Source organism: Desulfobaculum sp. SPO524, assembly GCF_044987625.1.
GTDB lineage: Bacteria > Desulfobacterota > Desulfovibrionia > Desulfovibrionales > Desulfovibrionaceae > Desulfobaculum.
The window spans coordinates 1063834-1083172 of sequence record NZ_JBJDSB010000002.1 but is presented as its reverse complement, the minus strand read 5'-3'; the positions used below and the strand labels follow the sequence as shown (position 1 = coordinate 1083172).

Here is a 19339-nt window from a genome sequence, read left to right as displayed (position 1 = left end):
CACTGTGCTCCGGCTTAAGCGCTGGAGAGGGTGAGAAAGGATAGAGAGTATGTCTGTAGTGGGTTCAAAACGACGTATCGCCGTAGTGGCGCTGGTGCTGGCGGCTTTTGCCGCTGGCTACGGCTTGCGCGGCGCAGACGTGTCCGGCCCCGAAGCGGGGCCTCAGGACGCACAAAACGCCACCCAGAGCCACGAAGGCCACGGCGTGGACGTCAGCGTAACGGAAGAGGGGGAGGTCGTTTGGACCTGTTCCATGCATCCGCAGATTCAGCTTCCGGAGCCGGGCAAATGCCCCATTTGCTTTATGGACCTTATCCCGCTGGAGCGCTCCGGAGACGGCGACCGCGCCAGCCTGCGCGAGATTGCCCTCTCGCCGGAGGCGCGAAAGCTGGCCGGGATAACCGTGGACGAGGCGCGGCGCATGGATGTTGCCGTGCAGACCCGCATGGTCGGTAAGGTGGAATACGACGAAACGCGCGTTGGCAACATCACCGCGTGGACCGGGGGCCGCATTGACAGAATGTATGTGGACTACACCGGCAGCGTTGTCAAAAAGGGCCAGCCCATGGTGTCCATCTACAGCCCGGAATTGCTGACGGCGCAGGCCGAGCTGATTCAGGCCATCAAGGCCGTGCGGGAATTGCAGGGCAGTTCCCTTGACCTCGTGAAGGAGAGCGCCGCGCGCACGGAAAAGGCCGCGCGGGAAAAGCTCCGCCTGCTGGGACTGACGCGGGCGCAGATAGACAGGGTCGCACAGCGCGGCGAAGCCCGCGACCACATCACCCTGTACGCGCCGCAGGGCGGCGTGGTCATTGGCAAGGATGTAAACGAGGGCCAGTACGTAAAAACCGGCGCCAGCATCTACTCCATTGCCGACCTCTCGCAGGTGTGGGTGGTGCTGGAGGCCTACGAGACGGACCTGCCGTGGGTGGATATCGGCCGCATGGTGGAGTTTCAGACCAAGGCCTACCCCGGCAAGGTCTTCCGCGGCGAGGTGGTCTACATTGACCCCTTGGTCAACGAAAAGACCCGCACCGTGCGCGTGCGTCTGTCCGTCCCGAACCCGGACGGCAGCCTGAAACCCGGCATGCTGGTGCACGCCACGCAGAAGAAACCCGGCACGGACAAGGGTGGCGCCAAGGCGCCGCTGGTCATCCCGGCATCCGCGCCGCTCATCACGGGCAAGCGCGCCGTGGTGTACGTGGCCGACCCCGCGCGCGAGGGCGTGTTTGAAGGGCGCGAGGTGGTCCTCGGGCCGCGCGCCGGCGAATATTACATCGTCAAAAGCGGCCTCAAGGCCGGTGAGCAGGTCGTCACCAAGGGCAATTTCAAAATTGACAGCGCGGTGCAGATTATCGCCCGCCCCAGCATGATGAATCCTGAAAACCCGGCAACTGCGGCAGGTGAGGTTCCGCCGTTGTTCGCCTCAAAGCTCCTTCTGCTGGACAAGACTTTTACGGACCTGAAGCAGGCCGTTGCGTCCAAGGACCTCAGCCAGACCCACCTAGCCTTTGGGCGCTTTAACAAGGAGCTGCGCCTCATCGACGGCAGCGACCTTGAGGGCGACGCCGCGCGCATTTGGCGCGAGTATTCCATGCGCCTTGGCAACGACGCCATCCTTGGCGCGGAAGCCGCCACCGAGGAGCGCTTGGTGCACATCTTTGCGGAGATGCAGGGGCATTATGCCGCTGTGCGGGCGGCCTTTGGCGTTGGCTCCGCGGAGCAGGACCTTACCGCGCCGCAGGCGTTCCGCACCGGGCTTGGCGAGGCCTACGCGCATTACGACGCGCTGGCCCAGGCCCTTGCCGAGGACGACACCGACAGCGCAAAAGCCGCCGCAGCACGCCTTGCCGAGGCGTTGACCAAGCTGGACGCCGCCACCCTGAGCGGTCCCTCGCACGCGGCGTGGACGCAGGCCCTTGCCACCATGACAGGTGGCCTGGACACCATCCGAGACGCGCAGGGCTTGGTGGACATCCGCGCCGGGTTTGAGCCGGTTTCCGCCGGGCTGACGCAGGCCGTGCAGAAGCTGGGCGTGGCCGCTGACGGCCCGGTATACGAAATGTTCTGCCCCATGGCCTTCGATTATGAGGGCGCAACATGGCTCCAGCGCAATGAAACCGTGCGCAATCCGTACTTCGGGACTGCGATGCTCCGCTGCGGCGAAGTCACCCGGCAGCTTGCGCGGTAGAGGAGGGGAAGTATGACACAGAAAAACGACTCCCCCCTTGAAGCGCGAACACTGGCGGACAAGGTTATCCGCTTCTGCCTGGAGCAGAAGCTGGTGGTCATGCTGCTGGTGCTGTTTACCCTTGGCTGGGGCGTGATGGTTGCGCCCTTTGACTGGAACGTGCGCGACATGCCGCGCGACCCCGTCCCCGTGGACGCCATACCGGACATTGGTGAAAACCAGCAGATTGTCTTTACGCAGTGGCAGGGCCGGTCTCCGCAGGACATGGAGGATCAGGTCACCTATCCGCTCACCGTGGCGCTTTTGGGCATTCCGGGCGTGAAGACGGTGCGCAGTTATTCCATGTTTGGCTTCTCCACCATCTACGTCATCTTTGATGAGGATGTGGAGTTCTACTGGTCGCGCTCGCGCTTGCTCGAAAAGCTGAACAGCCTGCCACCGGGCACTTTGCCGCAGGACGTGCAGCCCACTCTTGGGCCGGACGCCACCGCGCTTGGGCAGGTGTACTGGTACACGTTGGAAGGCCGCGACAAGGACGGGAACCCCACCGGCGGCTGGGACCCCGACGAGCTTCGCAGTATCCAAGACTGGTACGTGCGCTATGCACTGCTGTCTGCCGAAGGCGTGAGTGAGGCGGCCTCGGTGGGCGGGTTCGTCAAGGAATACCAAATTGACGTGGACCCGGACGCCATGCGCGCCGCCGGGGTGACGCTTCAGGATGTGTTCTCGGCGGTGAAGGCGTCCAACCTCGACGTTGGCGCGCGCAGTATCGAGGTCAACAGCGTTGAATACCTCATCCGCGGCATCGGCTTTGTGAAGAAGCTGGGGGACATTGAGAAGGCCGTCATCAAGGTGGTGAACAACGTGCCCATCCGCGTGTCGGACGTGGCGCGGGTGTCCCTTGGCCCTGCGCTGCGGCGCGGCGTGCTGGACAAGGGCGGCACCGAGGCTGTGGGCGGCGTCGTGGTGGCGCGCTACGGCGAGAACCCCTTGCAGGTCATTAAAAATGTGAAGGCCAAAATCGACGAGATATCTCCGGGGCTGCCCTCCAAAGTGCTGGAGGACGGCACAGTCAGCAAGGTGACCATCGTCCCCTTCTATGACCGTTCCGGCCTAATCGGCGAAACCCTTGGTACCCTGGATACCGCGCTGACGCAGGAGATTTTGATCACCATCCTTGTGGTGCTCATAGCGGTGATGCATTTGCGCAGTTCGCTGCTGATCTCCTCGCTACTGCCCATGGCGGTCTTGATGTGCTTTATCGCCATGAAGCTCTTTGGCGTGGACGCCAACATCGTGGCGCTGTCCGGCATAGCCATTGCCATCGGTACCATGGTGGATATGGGCATCATCATTTGCGAGAACATTCTGAAAAAGTTCGAGCATGCGCGCGCCGGTGAGGGGCGGCTCGGCCTCATCTACAAGGGCGCGTCCGAGGTGGGCGGGGCCATTATGACTGCCGTGGCCACGACCATTGTCAGCTTCCTGCCCGTGTTCGTCATGGACGGGCCGGAGGGTAAGCTGTTCAAGCCGCTGGCCTATACCAAAACCTTCGCCCTTATCGCCTCCATCATTGTGGCGCTGACTGTGCTCCCGGCCCTCGCGCACCTCATCTTCCAGCGCAGAAAGAAGCCCTGCACACGCTTTGGCGAGTGGATGCGCTGCGCGCTGATGCTGGCCGCCGGTGTGACGGTGAGTGTGCTGGTCACGTGGTGGCTGGGGCTGCTGTTCATCGTGCCGGCGGTGCACAGGCTGATTGGACCGGCACTTCCGCCGCGCATTGAGCGCCTTATAGGCTACAGCGAGAACGTTGGCGTCATCCTGCTGGTGGGCATTGTGCTTGCCGAAAACTGGATGCCCCTTGGGCCGGAAAAGGGCGACCTGCGTAATATCATCTTCGTGGCCGGACTTATCGGCGGCGTGATGCTGTTCTTCCAGCTGTTCCAGCGTGGGTATCCCCGCATGCTGCGCTGGGTGCTGGACCACAAGGCCGCGTTCATGAGCCTGCCGCTCATTCTGGTGGCCTTTGGCGGCATGATTTGGCTGGGCGCCGCGCCGCTGACCTCGTGGATGCCGGACAGCGTGCGTGCCTCGCGCCCGGTGGCGGCGCTGACGCATGCCTTCCCCGGGCTTGGCAAGGAGTTCATGCCGCCGCTGGACGAGGGCGCGTTCCTGTACATGCCCACCACCATGCCCCATGCCTCCATCGGCGAGGTGCAGGACGTGCTGTCCAAGCAGGACATGGCCATCCTCGACATCCCGGAGGTGGACACCGCCGTGGGCAAACTGGGCCGTGCGGAAACCCCGCTGGACCCTGCGCCCGTGTCCATGATTGAGACCGTTATCAATTATGCGCCGGAGTACCTTGTGGACGACAGCGGCAACCGCTTGCGGTTTCGTTTTGACCCGACCCAAAAGGACTACTTTCGGGCCAAGGACGGCGCGCCGCTGCCTGCCGGGGATGGGCTGCCCTACCTTGTGCAGGGCTACTACCCGCGTGATGGCGAGGGCCGCTTGATTCCGGACCCCGAGAACGGCAAACCCTTCCGCGTTTGGCGCAGGGCGCTGGACCCGGCGCTGAATCCCGGACGCGAGGCATGGCCGGGCATCCAGACGCCGGACGACATCTGGCAGGCCATTACCGATGCGGCAGAAATGCCGGGAACGACCTCCGCGCCGCGCCTTCAGCCCATTTCCGCGCGCATCGTCATGCTGCAATCCGGCATGCGCGCGCCCATGGGCATCAAGATTAAAGGCCCCAGCCTTGAGGCCATTGAGGGCTTTGGCCTTGCACTGGAGCGGCACTTGAAGGAGGTCCCCTCCATTCAGCCCGCCACGGTCATTGCCGACCGCATCGTGGGCAAGCCGTATCTGGAAATCGTCATCGACCGTGAGGCCATTGCCCGCTACGGCATCAAGCTGACCAAGGTGCAGAGCGTCATTGAGGTGGCGCTGGGCGGCAAGGTGCTGTCCACAACCGTAGAAGGGCGTGAGCGGTACCCTATCCGCGTGCGCTATATGCGCGAGCTTCGCGACAGCATCGAGTCGTTGGATACCGTGCTGGTGGCCGCGCCGGGCGGGGAGCAGATTCCCCTGCGCCAGCTTGCCCACGTGCGCTATGTGCGCGGCCCGCAGATGATCAAGAGCGAGGACACGTTCCTTATCGGCTACGTGCTCTTTGACAAGAAACCCGGCCACGCGGAAGTGGACGTGGTGGAACATGCGCGGGACTACCTGCAAAGCCTGACGGATTCCGGCGAGCTCACCGTGCCGAGCGGCGTGTCCTACGAGTTTGCGGGTAACTACGAGAATCAGGTCCGCGCGCAGAAGCGGCTGGCTCTTATTCTGCCGTTGGCGCTGCTTGTCATCGTTATCATCTTGTATCTGCAATTCCAGTCCCTTGGGACGACGCTGATGGTGTTCTCGGGCATTCTGGTGGCGTGGTCCGGCGGCTTTTTGATGATATGGCTGTACGGGCAGGAGTGGTTTTTGAACTTCTCCGTGTTCGGCACCAATATGCGCGACCTGTTCCAGGTCGGCCCCATTAACCTGAGTGTGGCTATTTGGGTGGGCTTTCTTGCCCTGTTTGGCATCGCCTCCGACGACGGCGTCATCATGGCGACCTATCTGGACGAGAGCCGCACCCGCCGCGACATGTCCACAACTACGGCCATCCGAAACGCCATTGTGGACGGCGCGCGGCGGCGCATCCGCCCGGCGCTGATGACGTCGGCCACAACCATCCTTGCCCTTATCCCCGTGCTCACATCAACGGGCCGGGGTGCGGATATTATGGTGCCCATGGCCATACCGTCCTTTGGCGGCATGACCATCGCCATTTTGACTGTTTTTGTTGTGCCGGTTCTGTACTGCTTTGCCGAGGAAGTCCGCATGCATAGACGCATGCGCAAGGCCAAAGCGGACGCGGCACAGCAGAATGAACCCCAAACCACGGAGTAGACCGAAATGAAACGTATGACCCTTATCGCCCTGACCATAGCCCTTGGCGTGCTGACCGCCGGATTTGCCTTTGCCTCGTCCCATGGTGGACATGACGGCCACGGAGAAATGAACGGCAAGGCCGACATGCATCAGGGCATGATGACCATGGAAAAGAATCTGAACATGATGATGCAGGACGTTGAGGCCATGATGGATGCCGCCATGGATTCTCAGAACATGAAGTCCATGAACAAGCACATGATGGACATGCACAAAGGAATGATGGAGGTGCAGAAGGCTGCGGAGCAGTCCGGGCACGCCATGATGCAAAAGGCCATGAAGAAGGTGGACAAGCACATGATGTCCGCCATGAAGGGCATGGGCATGATGAAGAAGGACCGCGAGTCCGCCATCCCCATGATGAAGGACAGCCTGCATAAGATGATGGGCGAAATGCAGCAGATGAAGCAGATGATGGACATGTAGCGCCTGATCCCGGCGCAGAGGCCCGGACGCCCGGCGTCCGGATAAGGCGTGGCCCCACGGTTGTGGGGCCACGCCCTTTTTTATGCGGAAGCAGGAGAGATGCGCAGCAGGCGGGCGTTGATGGCCACAATGACTGTGGACAGCGACATCAGCACCGCCCCGGTGGCAGGATTCAGCACAATGCCCCACGGGGCCAGCACGCCTGCGGCCAGCGGAATGGCAAGGGCGTTGTAGGCCGTGGCCCAGAAGATGTTTTGCAGCATCTTGCGCCGGGTGCTGTGGGCCAAATTGATGATGGCCGGAACGTCACCGGGGTTGCTTTTCACCAGCACAAGGTCCGCCGTTTCCATGGCGACGTCCGTTCCCGCGCCAATGGCAATGCCGACATCCGCCTGCGCAAGGGCCGGGGCGTCGTTGATGCCGTCGCCCACCATGGCGGTAACAATGCCCTTGTCCTGCACCTTTTTGACCTTGTCAGCCTTGCGGTCGGGCAGCACCTCGGAAAAGTAGTCGTCCAGCCCGGTTTCGTGCGCCACGTTGTAGGCGGTTTTGTCGTTGTCGCCGGTAATCATCATGCACTTGATGCCCATGGATTGCAGCTTCTGGATGGCAGGGCGCGCGGTTTCACGTACGGCGTCGGCAAGGGCAATGGCTCCGGCGGGCTGGCCGTCCACCAGCACATGCACAATGGTGCCCTCATGGTCCAGCGCCTCCTGCGGCAGGTGCTGGGCAGGGTCGATGTCCTGTTCTTCAAGGTATCCGGGGCTGACCACGGCAACTTCCGCGCCGTCCACCGTGGCGCGTGCGCCTTTGCCCTTGATGGCTTCAAAGTTTTGCGGGGACGCGGGAGTGATGCCGCGTTCCTCGGCGGTGGCGGCAATGCCCTTGGCAATGGGATGCTCCGAATGTCCCTCCACGCTGGCGGCAAGGCGCAAAACGTCGTCCTCTTCGCGTCCGTCCACGGGGTAGACCGCGTCAACGCGGAATTCACCAAGGGTGAGGGTGCCGGTTTTGTCAAAGAGCACCGCGCCGATGCGCCGCGCCTGTTCAAAGGCCGTCCGGTTGCGGATGAGGAACCCATGCTGCGCCGCAATGGATGTGGACACGGCGGCAACCAGCGGAATGGCAAGGCCAAGGGCGTGCGGACAGGTGATGACCATCACCGTCACCGTGCGCTCTAAGGAAAACACAAAGTCGCGCCCCGCAATGCCAAACCAGAACAGCAGCGTCAGCGTGCCCGAGGCAATGGCGATAATGGTCAGCCACAAGGCCGCGCGGTCTGCAAGGCTCTGGGAGCGGGACTTGCTGTCCTGCGCCTGCCGCACAAGGGAAATCACCTGCGACAGGTAGGAGTCGTCGCCGGTTTTGGCGACCTCGACGGTGAGGGAGCCTTCGCCGTTGACCGCGCCGCCGATAACGTCGTCCCCCGCGCTTTTACCTACGGGCACGGATTCGCCGGTAATCATGGCCTCGTTGACGGAGGATTCGCCTTCGGTGATGCGTCCGTCTGCGGGGATTTTTTCTCCGGGCTTGATGATGATTTCGTCACCGGGGGCAAGGTCGGAGACGGGCACGTCCTCAACATCGCCGCCGGATGAGCGCCGGTGCGCCGTAGACGGCAACAGCGCCGCCAACTTCTCCAGCGCGGACGATGCGGCCATAACGGAACGCATCTCTATCCAGTGCCCCAGCAGCATAATGACAATAAGCGTTGCGGCCTCCCAGAAGAAGGTCTTGCCCGGCAGGCCAAGGGCCACGGCCGCGCTGTAGCCGTAGGCCACCGTGATGGCCAGCCCCACAAGGGTCATCATCCCCGGCGAGCGCTTTGCCAGTTCATCCCGAAGGCCCGTGAGGAAGGGCTTGCCGCCGTAGATGAAGACGGCCGTGGCAAAGGCCAGCAAGGCGTACTGCTCAAAGGAAAAGCGAAGCATATCCCCAAGCCCGACAAGGGATTTGAACGCAGGGGACAGGGCAAGGATGGGAATGGTCAGCGCAAGGCTGACAAAAAAGCGGGTGCGGAAGTCCTGCGCCATGTGCGCGTGATGTGATTGGTGTCCGTTCGAGTCGTCTGCATGATGATCGTGATTCATGATTCGTCCCGAGAGGTTAAAGTTCCAAAGCAGATCGTGCCCCTACGGTACAGCATCATGTATCTGTTGCAAGGGGCTTACATTTTTGATTTGCGCGCCACGCTGGAAACCTTCCATGGATTCCACTTGTCCCGGTAGGAGGCATGGAAGAACAGTTCCATGACGTGGGAATAGGTCCGGATAATGCGAAGGTACCAGCCTGTGTAAAAGGGCATGAGTGGCAGATAAATGGCCCGCTGAAGTTCGGCATGCCGCAGCGTTGGCCCATAGAGGAGGCACGCCATGAGGAATTCAATGCTGTTGCTCATGGTGTAGAGAATGATGTTTATGGTGAGGACATAGTGGAGGACGTCCTGATTAAAGAACAAAATCTGGCCGATATATATCCACCATTTGATGTTGAAGACGAAGTTGTAGAGGATGTTGTCCACAACGGTCAGCGTGTTGAAAATGTTGAAGTTTTTGTTCCGGAGCGAGAACAGGTCCTTGTGCTTGCGGAACCGAAAGCGGATGAGGGAGCGCTCCCAGCGGTAGCGCTGTTTGGTCAGCTTGCCGAATGTGGTAGGCACGTTGGTGTAGCAGGCCGAATCCGGCGCATGCACAACCTTGTAGCCCATTTTGCGGATTTTGAGGGTGATGTCGCCGTCCAGCCCCGGACCGGGGTCCCAGCCTTTGAGGCGATGCAGCAGGTCAGCGCGGAATGCGCCGTACGCCCCGGAAACAATACGCAAAATGCCAAGGGTGGAGGCCACGGTGCGGCCCGTGGAAAGGGCCTTCATATACTCAATGCACTGCAGTGACGCGCACAGCGAGGCATCAAGGTTGGCAACGCGGATGTCGCCGCCAACAGCGCCGATGCGGTCGTCCATGTAAAATGGCGCGATGATGCGCTCCAGCGCGTCGCTTTTCAGGTGCGAGTCCGCGTCCAGATGCACGATGAACCGCCCCTTGGCATAGCGCAGGGCAAGGTTTGCGGCGGACGCCTTGCCGCCGCGGTGCGAGTTGCGGAAAAAGCGCGTGATGTGACCCTGCTTGTACAGGCGTTTGCAGATGTCGTAGGTGTTATCATCGGAGCCATCGTCGACGATGATAAGCTCAAAGTTTGTATAGGTTTGCTCCTGAAGCGAGGCCACCAGCCGTGGGATGTGCTTGCCCTCATTGCGTCCGGGCGAAATGACGGAGATAAGCGGACGCTCGCCAAAAAGCATGCCACGCGCCGTGGTGAATTGCCGCGTATGCACAAGGCGCTTGGACAGAAAGGCCATGATGACGATGCCGTCCAAAATGACGTACCGCGTGAGCTCAAACAAAAAGAAGTACCAGAACAGCGAGAGCAGTTCCGAGGCGGAGCGCGAGCCGATGAATTCCAGCAGGTTATTCAGCATTGGCGTGGTCCATCACGCGTTTGATGAGTTCTGCGGTTTCTTCTTCCGGGTCCAGGGCGAAGGCGTGGGTGCGGATGTCCGCGTCGTCGGAGATATTGGCCTGCACCAGCGCCGAGATGTTTTCATCCAGCCGCCTGGTGGCAATCTGCGCGCCATTGAGCGGCGTTTCTGCCAGCAGGGCAAGGTAAGTTGTTTCATTGAGGGGGCTGACGACATCAGACGTACGCAGCGTTCCGGAGACCACGTCGGAAAGCTCGTTGAACACGGCTTTGGCGTTGTCGCCAAGTTCCATATGCAGGGTGCCAAGGTTGCGGATGGTGAAGTAGATAACGCTGGATTCCGACTTCTTGTACCGGCGGATGCGGTTGCGTTCCACCTCGGCGAAGACCTTGAACGTTTCAAGGTCAACAACATGCATCTTGCCTGTGAGCACCTCGCGGAACAGTGATTCCAGCCCGTGCATGGCGGCGTTCTCCCCAAGGGCAGTGATTTTGTAGCGGCGTATGGTTTGGTGGGTCATGTCCTCCGGTGGCGCGGAAAAGCTGCAATTAAAGCACACTGCCGAGACGTCCGGATCCTGAAAAATATGCCCGCAGTCCCGGCAGGAATAGACAAGGGAGGGCTTGTCGTAATCCGTGCCGAGGCCTGTAAGCTCGCGGCTGCATTTGGGGCAGGCCATGGCATTGCCCTGCTTGAATTCCGGCTCAGGGGCCACGTGGCCGCACCGGAAGTGGTGGACAAGGTCGTCCACCTTGAGGTTGGCGGAGTGGCAATGCGGGCAGGTTTCGCGAAAATTGAGAAAATTACAACCGCAGCGGGCGCAGGCGTAGGCCTTGTCGTGGAATTGCCCTTCAATAAGCGCCTGCGATTCTAGATACACAAGCATCTTGGTTACGCTCAGGTCGTCGTAGTCCAGAAACATGGACAGCTTGGGGTAGTGGTAGCCGTAGATGGACCATACGCCGCGAACGGGCAGGATGTCCCCGCGCCGCACGTACATGTAGCGCAGAATGCGCACGCCGAGGTTGGCGTCGTGGGGCGGACCTGTCTCGGCGCCGGATGTGGCGGACGCCATGGAGCGGATTTGGCGCAGGCGCTTGAGCCATGCAGTGAACTTTTCGCGGATATGCAGGCCGCCGTAGGAGCAAATGGTCTCGCGCGAGGCAACTTCGTCGGCGGCCTCCACAAGGCGGGTGGAGAGTTCCGTCTCATCGCCCATCAGCACCACAGGCATGGGGTAGACATCCGGCGAGCCATTTTGGCGCACCGCCGCCAAGGCAATGAGGGCAAACTCCTCCTGCCGCGCTTCAATGATGATGAGGTCCGCGTCCAACGAGCGCAGGTTGCGCACTGCGCCCGGAGTCATGACCTCATAGTCCACTCCGTCGCAGATCTTGAGATCCTTGCGGTCAGAGACCAAAATCAAACCACTCACGGTTCACCCTTATGTTGATGTCCATGCTGTCGTACTTGTGCCAGAACAGAAAGTCCTCGGTATTGGGGGGCAAGACTTCCACCTCAACGCGTGCGGGCGTGGTCTGTCCCGGATCGGGCGCGCTGGCCCGAGAGCGCGATGTGGAGGCGAATATCTCGCCGATGCGGGCGTGGATTTTGCGCCCGTCGGGAAAGAGCAAAAGCACGCCGCGCCCGGAGGCGAGGTGCTCCAAGTCGTCAATGTCGAAAAAGGCGCGGATGCGCACCCGCGCGCCCGTGGGCACAATGGCCATCAGGACGTCTTCTTTGGTCAAAAAGTCCCGTAGCTGCTTGAAAACAGCCACCACGGTGCCGCTGACGGGAGACGTCAGGGCGGTTTCCGTTACCGGACGAGAGGGCAGGGGGACGTTTTGCGCCGCGGTCTGAAGCTGGGCGAGGTAGGCCTCCTCGTGCCGGATGTCCGCGCCAAGTTCCGAGGCGCTGTAGCGCAGGTCCTCAATGTCCCGCACCAGGCGCTGGGTTTCGGTGTTTTCGGCCAGCCGCAGTTCCAGCGCGCGTTCGTATTCCTCTTGCTTGAGCATGCCGCGAAGGCGCTGCTCCTTCTCCCGCAGACGCGCGGTAAGCAGCCCATGGCGCGAGCGCATGCGGGCAAGGTCGTTCATGGTGCCGAGGATGTCGCGCTGGATGGGCGTTACGGAGGTTACGCCGCGCTCCTCGTTCGGATTGAGCGTCAGCGACGCCACGATTTGCCCGGCGGAGACCTTTTCCCGCTCCGTTACGTGTACCGCGCGCACGATGCCTTCGCTTCCCGCGCCGACGAAAACGCGGGTCAGTTCCACGCGTCCAACGCCTTCAATGGTTAGGATGCGCATGGCCGCAAAATGCGCCACATAGATAAACAGTCCCACCAGCAGAAGAATATACGCCACTGAGGTCACCCGGATGAGCGGCTTTTTCGGGGGCTGCCCTTCGCGCCCGATGTTGAATCCCGACTGCTTTTTCCTCAGTTTCATGGACGTATCCGTGCGGTAAGGTTCAGGTAGCCTTCAAGGTCATGCAGGGCAAAGCGCGCCACACCGGAGGAGTCCGCCAGTTCCGTCATGGCGGCTTCAAGGGCGGCTTCGTCTTCAAAATCAGCGGGGCGCAGGGCCACCACGCATGCGCCGGGGGGCAGGTTCGTGCGCTCAAGCACGCGGGCGATGGCTGCGGGCTGGGGTTTGCCGTAAATCATGACATACAGGCTGTCCGTGTGGTCAAGAAGGCCCCGCGCTGTCGCCGGGGGAAGGCGCGGCGTAATGGACATGCTGAGGTGGACATGACGCGGCAGGCGCTGGCGCAATGCCCGCGTGAGCGTCACCAGCGCGCGCTGGTAGCGGCGGGTGTTTTGCGCATAGTCCGGGAGCGTCCACGGCTCAATGTCCAAATGTACGTGCCCGGTGATGGCGGCGTCGCGGGTGATGCGCTCCAGCGCTCGGGCGTGGTTTTCCGGATGAATCCAGTCGTTCACACTATACATAAGCGCCACGTCGATGCCGCGCTTTTGCGCCTGCGTCAGGAATCGCGCCAGCTTGCCGGGGTGGATGCGCTGGCTTGCGGAAACAAGGGCGCGGGTGATGTTCTTGATGCGGAACAGTTCAAGAATGTAGTCACTGGGCGTGGCGTTGAACACCGTGGACCAGATGTACACGGACCGCTCGCCGCGCCGGGCTGCGGGGGCGCTGTGCTTGGGCTGCCACAGGGCAACCATGTCCGGGCTGTAGGCAAGGCCCGCCTCGGTGAGCAGTTGCAGCAGGCGGCGGTATAGGCTTTCCTTCACACCCAGCAGTTCAATCTGCACCTTGAGGACTTCCGTCGCCTGCTTGCTGACCAGCAGCAGGTCCGGCCCAAGGTGCTCCCTGCCGGATTGCGGGGCAAGGGTGTGCGAGGCCAGCGCGCGGCGCAGTCGCTCCTTGGTGAGGAGCAGGCGGTGGTGCATGACGATGGCGTCGGTCAGCTTCTCGCGGTAGGAGCCAGCGCGCCGCAGCAGGTCGAGCCGCTGGTTGCGCCGTGTGGAGGCGAGGGCGACGCGCTCCTTGCGCATGGAGGACCGAAGGAGCCTCTCGCTGCTCGTGGCGATGGGAATGCGCAGGTCCAGCCCAAGGCGGAAGTCCTCGTCCCGGCCATCGCGGTCCATTTGCGAGCCGATGTCCGAGAAGACTTCAAGGTCGATGTCGTAGGCCTTGTCGTATTTGCGGCGGAGGATAGACTCCTGCAGGGCCAGCCGCTGGCCGTCCTGCGTGGCGATATCGCGCAGGCCGCGAGCGAGGGCGTCCATGTTCAGGTCCAGCACCGGGGGGCGGTGGGCCTGAAGCGGTGGCTGGTACTGCGGTAGCTGGTCCAGCGCGTAGTGGATGGCGTTGATATGGGCGGTGGTTTCGGCAAGCTCGCCCTGCGCCTCAATAACGTCATCCAAAAACACACGGCCTGAGTGGTAAAGGGCGATAAGTTCGTCCAGCCGCGCCTGCTGGAGCAGGCGGAGTGCGTCAAGGGGACCAAGGCGCAGTGCGGCAAAATGCATGGCCATGAGCACGTCGCGGTAGATGAACCGCTCCCCCTGCCGCGAGGCGTTGGCGTCCATTTGCGCTAGCCGGAACCTGTCGTGATAGTCCTGCGCCTCGCGCCGGGTATCCAGAAAACCGTCAGCGACGACATCCCAAATAACGCCGAAGCGTATGGCGTTTTCGTCAAAGTGGTGATTATCCGTTTGGCTGTCCCATGCGTTGTTGCGCCATGTGGCCCGCAGGTCCACGCCAAGGTCGCGCGGCGTTTCCTCGGCAAGGACAAGAAGGTTGTCGACGGTAGCGTCGGTAATGCTCAGTCCGTCGCCGTCCATCGTCATAAAATGCTCCAGCAGGGCGTCGCCGTCCTGCGCTTCCTCCGCCGGGGCGTCCAGCAGGCGCTGCGCCAGCACCAGTACCGCGTTGCGCCCGTCGAGGGGCGGCGAGGACGCGGGGGGCGCTTGTGCGTCAAACGCCTGCGGCCGGGCTGGCGGCGCTGCGTCCTGAGGGGGTGGCGCGGCGGGAGGCGTGTCCTTTGGGCGCGGCGCAGGCGCCATGCCTGGGGCATCCTGTGCATCCTGCGGCGCTGGCGAGGACGCAGCTTGCTGAGGCGTGGTGCGGGGACGTATCGCCACAGAGGCACGGTGTCCTGTGGGCGTGCTGGGTGCGGGGGCCACCTCGCTGGGGGCTACAGGCTCTGGTGCAGGGGCTGGACGGGGGGAGGTCTTTGCCGCTGGCGCAGTATCATCCGCGCGGCGCTCCTTTTTGGGGGGCGCGTGCGGCGGGGACGGTTTGGCCGAGGCGGCGCGGGGTGCAGGCGGGTAGAGCCGCACCTTAGGAGCAATGCGCAGGCGCTCCGCCTTGATGGGCGCGTGGCGCAGGACCCAGTCCTTCTTGTGTTCCTCCAAAATGGCCGTGATGGCGGCTGTTGATGCGCGGCCCCGGAAGTCGCCAATGCGCAGGGCATAATACTGTCCCACCCGTTCTACGCGCAGCAGGTCGTGTATGCGCTTTGGAAGTTGGGTTTTCAAGGTGCGGTACATGCTTCTTGCGCCGGATTCGTGCGAGTAGCTCCCAACTTGTATAGTGTAATATTCCCGGATGGTTGCCGCCTGCGCACTCGCGAGGAACACACTCAGCACAAGGGAAATGCTGAGTGCGGCGGCGCGGCGGACAAAGGTGGCGGAGCATACCCGGATTTTTCTCATTATCCTTGGATTGTACTACAAAACCATAGGAGAACAACTGCCTCACGGGACTTATGGCAGAAATTGGTATGGTTGCATGCGGCGCGTGGAAAACAGCGCCGCACAACGGGAAAAAATACTGGTGCGGCAGGGCGAATCACGGCGCGCGCCATACAACGAAAAGGCCGTCAGGTGGATCCTGACGGCCTTATGAGTTTCTGTGTGGCGTGGGGGAAGCGGCGTTTGGCACTCGTCCGGTACGCGGCATGCGGAGGGGGAGGTGTCGCTTGCTCATTCCGCGGTATGATGCGGCGTGTGGCGCGCTGCGTCTGCGTCACGCAAGACGCGGCAGACACAGAGAATGCGGAGACAGCGGGCGGCGCTAGGCCATAATGTCCAGGTCCTTCATCTTCTTCCACAGGACCTTTCGGCTTATGCCCAGCAGCTCAGCGGCGCGCTGCTTGCGGTTGTCCGTGGCTTCCAGCGCCGCGATGATGCGCCCGCGTTCATATTGCATCACGCCTTCCTCTAGGGAGAGGGTGCGGTCCTCGGAGACTTGGGGGGCGTAGTGCGGGGCGGCGCCTTCGCAGACGCGCTGGGGCAGGTGCCCAAGGCGTATCACGCCGTCCTGCGCCAGCAGAACGGAGCGCTCCATAATATTGCGCAGCTCGCGGATATTGCCGGGAAAATCGTAGTGGAGCAGGGCGTTTTGGGCCTCTGGCGACAGTTGGACGCCTTCCTTGCCGTGGCGGGAGGCGTAGATGAACAAAAAGTGCTGCATCAGCTTGAGGATGTCGTCCCCGCGTTCGCACAGTGGGGGCAGGGTGATGGGGACGACGTTGATGCGGTAGTAGAGGTCCTCGCGGAAGGAGCCGTCTTCAAGGAGTGCCTCCAGGTCTTTGGCCGTGGCAAAGATGCTGCGTACGTCCACGGTAATGGGCGTATTCCCGCCAATGCGCGTAATTTCGCCATCCTCAAGGACGCGCAGCAGCTTCACCTGCAGCGCGGGCGGCATGTCGCCTACTTCGTCAAAGAAGAACGTTCCGCCGTTTGCGGCCTCGAACTTGCCGATGCGGCGCTTGTGTGCGCCGGTGAACGCGCCCTTCTCGTGCCCGAAAAGCTCGGACTCCAGCAAATGTTCCGGCAGGGCGGAGCAGTTGATTTTCAGGAAGGGCTTTTCGCTTCGGCGGCTGAGGTTGTGCAGGGCGTTGGCGACAAGCTCCTTGCCCGTGCCGCTGGGACCAAGGACCAGCACTGGCGTGCAGGCATCGGCCACGGCGCGGATGCGCTCAAAGACCGGCTGCATGGACTGCCCGCCAATCATCTCGTCCAGACCGTTGCTGGTTTTAAGGCGCGTATTTTCCTGCTTCAGGTCGTGGTAGTTGAAGTAGCGCTCCACGGCGATGAGCAGCCCCTCGTTGGAGAAGGGCTTGCACAGGAAGTCAAACGCGCCAAGGCGCATGGCTTTGACGGCAAGCTCAATCTCCGGAAAGGCCGTGATGAGAATCATGCCCGTACCGGGGTGCAGCTCCTTCACCGTGCCCAGCATGTCGAGGCCGGATTTCCCCGGCAGGCGCATGTCCGTGATGAGCAGGTCAAAGCTGGTTGACGCCATGGCCCGCAGGGCGCTGTCCGCGTCCTCGAAGGCCTCTATGATATATCCTGCCGCCGAAAGGGTGTGCTGGATGCCGATGCGCATCGACAGCTCATCCTCCACAACGATGATGCTCCGTATCATGTGTCCTTTCCCGTGCGCGGAAGGTGTATGGCAAAGATGCTTCCGCGTGCTGTGGATTGTACAAGCTCAAGCCTGCCGCCGTGCTGGTCCACAATGGATTTGGCAAGGGCAAGCCCAAGTCCTGTGCCCTTCTCGCCCTTGGTGGTGAAGAAGGGATCGAAAATCTTGTCCTGAATGGCCTCGTCAATGCCCGGTCCTGTGTCCGAGATGATGAAGGTAAAGCTGTCGTCGTGTAGCTGACCCTCCAGCGTCACCGCGCCGCCCTCCGGCGTGGCGTGGATGGCGTTGAGGAGGAGGTTCACCAGCACCTGCTGAATCTTGGTGCTGTCCATAAGGATGGGCGGCGTTTCGCCCGGCAGGAGGGCGCTGAGGCTGACGCGCTTCTTTTGGCTGAACAGCTCTAGCAGGGACACGCTTTTGCCCACCACGTCGTCCACGCCCGCCTGTTGCATGTTCAGCGACGACTGGCGGGAATAATCCAGCAAATCGCCCATAATTTTGCGGATGCGCGAGAGGCCGGAGTTGATGACCTCAATGTGCTGCTCGCGCCCGGCGTCGTCCAGATTGCCCTTCACCAGATTATTGAAGCACAGCATCACGCCGCCAAGGGGGTTGTTCACCTCGTGGGCGATGCTGGCCGTCAGTTGGCCGATGGTGGCCATCTTTTCCGTGTGGAAGAGCTTTTTCTTGGTCTGCGCGCGCTCCTGCTCCTCGCGCCGCAGGCGCTGCACCATCCACTCAAAGCTGTGCTGCAACTGGCCGATTTCATCCTTGCGCGGCGGCAGGTTGGGGAACGGCTCCGAAAAGTCGCCGTGCACCGTAAAGCGGACCATGGCGTCGGACAGCTTCTGGAGTGCGGTGATGAGGTATTCCGCGCCAAATCCCACAATAATAAGGGAAAAGAGCAGCCATCCGGCGGAGATGGCCAAAATTTCATTGCGCACGGAAATGCGGGCCTTCTCAATGTCGCGCAGGGAAAAGAGCAACTGGCATGCGCCCCATGTTTTGGACTCGATGGACAGCGGTTCCTGCACGGCAAGCACCGCGTCCGCGCCGGTGCCCAGCAGTTGTACGCTGGCCTCTGCCGGCACCTGCGGCGAGATGCGGGGCGCGGCGGCGTGGTCCCGGCCTGCGTGCGCCGCTTTGCTGACCACCTCCCGCCCGTGCTTATCCACTACGGTAAAGGCGAGAATGCGCGGGTCCGTGCGCATAACGTCCGACACATAATATGACAGGTAGGCGATCATGTCTGATTCATCCAACATGTCCAACTCTTCATAGATGAACGTGTTGGTGAAGAGGATGGCCGAGGCTTTGGTGAGCGATGTTGCCTGCTGGCGCGCCGTCTGCATAAGGACGTCGCGCTCCTTCTCCAGCATATAATAGGCGGTGGAGAAGATGGTTCCCGTCAGGCAGAGCAGCACAATGCCGATGAATTTGAAGCGCAGCCCGCGCGGGGACAGCTTATGTCTCGTTTCCGTACCCATAAGTGATCGCGCAGTCTCGCAAGGTTCGTATTGATGCATAGTCATGGTCGGAAACCGGGGCAAAGCCGTTACGCAAAAGGGGTGTCCAGCGTCCGGCCAAGGCGGCCATGGCTGGGGTGGAAAAGTCCGTACGCAGCAAAAGGTGCTTCAGGCGCTGAAGCTCGGGAACACCGGCCTTGCGGGCCACCAGCACAAAGCCGGGGTGCGGCCCGGTCTTGGCGATGGCGCGCAGGCCACTGTCCGCAAAGCGTTCAAAAGTCGCGACGGAGATGGCTCCGGCGTCGTGATTGCCACGGGTGACGGAGCGGACAACGGCCTCGTGTGTGCGCAGGTTGGTGGCGGTGGCAAAGTCCTGCTTGCTGACGCCGTGGGCGCCCAAATAGCACAGCGGGTGCAGGTAGCCGGATGTGGAATGCTTGGACGCAAAGGCAAAGGCCTTGCCGCGTAGGTCGCGCAGAGTGGTAATATCCGTGCGGGCCTTGGTCGTAAAGATGATGGTGCGGTGGGTGGGCGTGCCGTCCGGGGACAGCACCGCGCACAGCGGGCTGACCTCGGCGCTGGCCTCGCGTGCCTCAATGTAGGAAAAGCCGCCCAGCAGGGCGATGTCTATGCGGCCGGAGGTCAGGTCGTCAATGATGGTGGCGTAGTCCCGTGCCAGCACCAGCTCAACGGGAAGGCCCATCCGCTCCGAGAGAAAATCGGTAAAGGGCAGGTACTGCCGGTACATCATCAGCGGATGGTTCAGCGTGATGACGCCAAACGTGATGCGCCCGGACGGCGGGGCCTGCGCGCTGGCCGGTGCGGCAAGGGCAAAAAGCAGGCAAACGGTGAAAAGGACGCGTCGTATCATTGCATATGGCGC

The 19339-nt window shown here is 61.8% G+C and carries 11 protein-coding genes; 3 read left to right on the top strand and 8 right to left on the bottom strand.

What is annotated here, in order from left to right:
* The first annotated feature begins 49 nt into the window (after positions 1 to 49).
* The 3 genes from ACI3L3_RS10415 to ACI3L3_RS10405 are packed head-to-tail and all read left to right on the top strand — an operon-like array spanning position 50 to position 6619.
* A complete protein-coding gene (locus tag ACI3L3_RS10415; RefSeq protein ID WP_404845043.1) occupies positions 50 to 2191 on the top strand; it encodes an efflux RND transporter periplasmic adaptor subunit in 2142 nt (713 codons plus the stop codon).
* 12 nt (positions 2192 to 2203) lie between these two features.
* On the top strand, positions 2204 to 6151 hold the full coding sequence (locus ACI3L3_RS10410; RefSeq protein WP_404845042.1) for an efflux RND transporter permease subunit: 3948 nt from the start codon (positions 2204 to 2206) through the stop codon (positions 6149 to 6151).
* A gap of 6 nt (positions 6152 to 6157) precedes the next feature.
* On the top strand, positions 6158 to 6619 hold the full coding sequence (locus ACI3L3_RS10405; protein ID WP_404845041.1) for a hypothetical protein: 462 nt from the start codon (positions 6158 to 6160) through the stop codon (positions 6617 to 6619).
* Positions 6620 to 6699: 80 nt separating this feature from the next.
* Here the strand turns inward: ACI3L3_RS10405 and ACI3L3_RS10400 are convergent, their stop codons facing one another.
* The 8 genes from ACI3L3_RS10400 to phnD form a co-directional block, all read right to left on the bottom strand.
* Positions 6700 to 8709, bottom strand: coding sequence for a copper-translocating P-type ATPase (locus ACI3L3_RS10400; RefSeq protein ID WP_404845040.1), 2010 nt, complete (start codon positions 8707 to 8709; stop codon positions 6700 to 6702).
* A 77-nt stretch (positions 8710 to 8786) separates the two neighbouring features.
* Complete coding sequence (locus ACI3L3_RS10395) at positions 8787 to 10094, bottom strand: glycosyltransferase family 2 protein (protein WP_404845039.1); 1308 nt, start codon at positions 10092 to 10094, stop codon at positions 8787 to 8789.
* Positions 10084 to 11529, bottom strand: a complete 1446-nt coding sequence (locus tag ACI3L3_RS10390; RefSeq protein WP_404845038.1) for a hypothetical protein — start codon at positions 11527 to 11529, stop codon at positions 10084 to 10086. Before ACI3L3_RS10390 ends, ACI3L3_RS10395 begins: the two co-directional genes overlap by 11 nt.
* On the bottom strand, positions 11504 to 12541 hold the full coding sequence (locus ACI3L3_RS10385) for an HlyD family secretion protein (RefSeq protein ID WP_404845037.1): 1038 nt from the start codon (positions 12539 to 12541) through the stop codon (positions 11504 to 11506). The genes ACI3L3_RS10390 and ACI3L3_RS10385 overlap by 26 nt, the downstream gene beginning before the upstream one ends.
* Positions 12538 to 15273: an SPOR domain-containing protein gene (locus tag ACI3L3_RS10380; protein WP_404845036.1), complete on the bottom strand. Its 2736-nt coding sequence runs from the start codon at positions 15271 to 15273 to the stop codon at positions 12538 to 12540. Before ACI3L3_RS10380 ends, ACI3L3_RS10385 begins: the two co-directional genes overlap by 4 nt.
* Before the next feature lie 361 nt (positions 15274 to 15634).
* Positions 15635 to 16990 carry a sigma-54-dependent transcriptional regulator gene (locus ACI3L3_RS10375; RefSeq protein WP_404845035.1) on the bottom strand — a complete coding sequence of 452 codons (1356 nt, stop codon included), beginning with the start codon at positions 16988 to 16990 and terminating at the stop codon, positions 15635 to 15637.
* Positions 16987 to 18477 carry an ATP-binding protein gene (locus ACI3L3_RS10370; protein ID WP_404845034.1) on the bottom strand — a complete coding sequence of 497 codons (1491 nt, stop codon included), beginning with the start codon at positions 18475 to 18477 and terminating at the stop codon, positions 16987 to 16989. Before ACI3L3_RS10370 ends, ACI3L3_RS10375 begins: the two co-directional genes overlap by 4 nt.
* Complete coding sequence (gene phnD, locus ACI3L3_RS10365) at positions 18455 to 19327, bottom strand: phosphate/phosphite/phosphonate ABC transporter substrate-binding protein (RefSeq protein ID WP_404845033.1); 873 nt, start codon at positions 19325 to 19327, stop codon at positions 18455 to 18457. The genes ACI3L3_RS10370 and phnD overlap by 23 nt, the downstream gene beginning before the upstream one ends.
* Positions 19328 to 19339: the final 12 nt, after the last annotated feature.

What these genes read in the sequence shown, in the direction of transcription:
- ACI3L3_RS10405 (WP_404845041.1), top strand. Translation starts at nt 6,158, where the DNA reads ATGAAACGTATGACCCTTATCGCCCTGACCATAGCCCTTGGCGTGCTG.
- ACI3L3_RS10410 (WP_404845042.1), top strand. Translation starts at nt 2,204, where the DNA reads ATGACACAGAAAAACGACTCCCCCCTTGAAGCGCGAACACTGGCGGAC.
- ACI3L3_RS10395 (WP_404845039.1), bottom strand. Translation starts at nt 10,094, where the DNA reads ATGCTGAATAACCTGCTGGAATTCATCGGCTCGCGCTCCGCCTCGGAA.
- ACI3L3_RS10400 (WP_404845040.1), bottom strand. Translation starts at nt 8,709, where the DNA reads ATGAATCACGATCATCATGCAGACGACTCGAACGGACACCAATCACAT.
- phnD (WP_404845033.1), bottom strand. Translation starts at nt 19,327, where the DNA reads ATGATACGACGCGTCCTTTTCACCGTTTGCCTGCTTTTTGCCCTTGCC.
- ACI3L3_RS10415 (WP_404845043.1), top strand. Translation starts at nt 50, where the DNA reads ATGTCTGTAGTGGGTTCAAAACGACGTATCGCCGTAGTGGCGCTGGTG.
- ACI3L3_RS10380 (WP_404845036.1), bottom strand. Translation starts at nt 15,273, where the DNA reads ATGAGAAAAATCCGGGTATGCTCCGCCACCTTTGTCCGCCGCGCCGCC.
- ACI3L3_RS10375 (WP_404845035.1), bottom strand. Translation starts at nt 16,990, where the DNA reads ATGATACGGAGCATCATCGTTGTGGAGGATGAGCTGTCGATGCGCATC.
- ACI3L3_RS10385 (WP_404845037.1), bottom strand. Translation starts at nt 12,541, where the DNA reads ATGAAACTGAGGAAAAAGCAGTCGGGATTCAACATCGGGCGCGAAGGG.
- ACI3L3_RS10370 (WP_404845034.1), bottom strand. Translation starts at nt 18,477, where the DNA reads ATGGGTACGGAAACGAGACATAAGCTGTCCCCGCGCGGGCTGCGCTTC.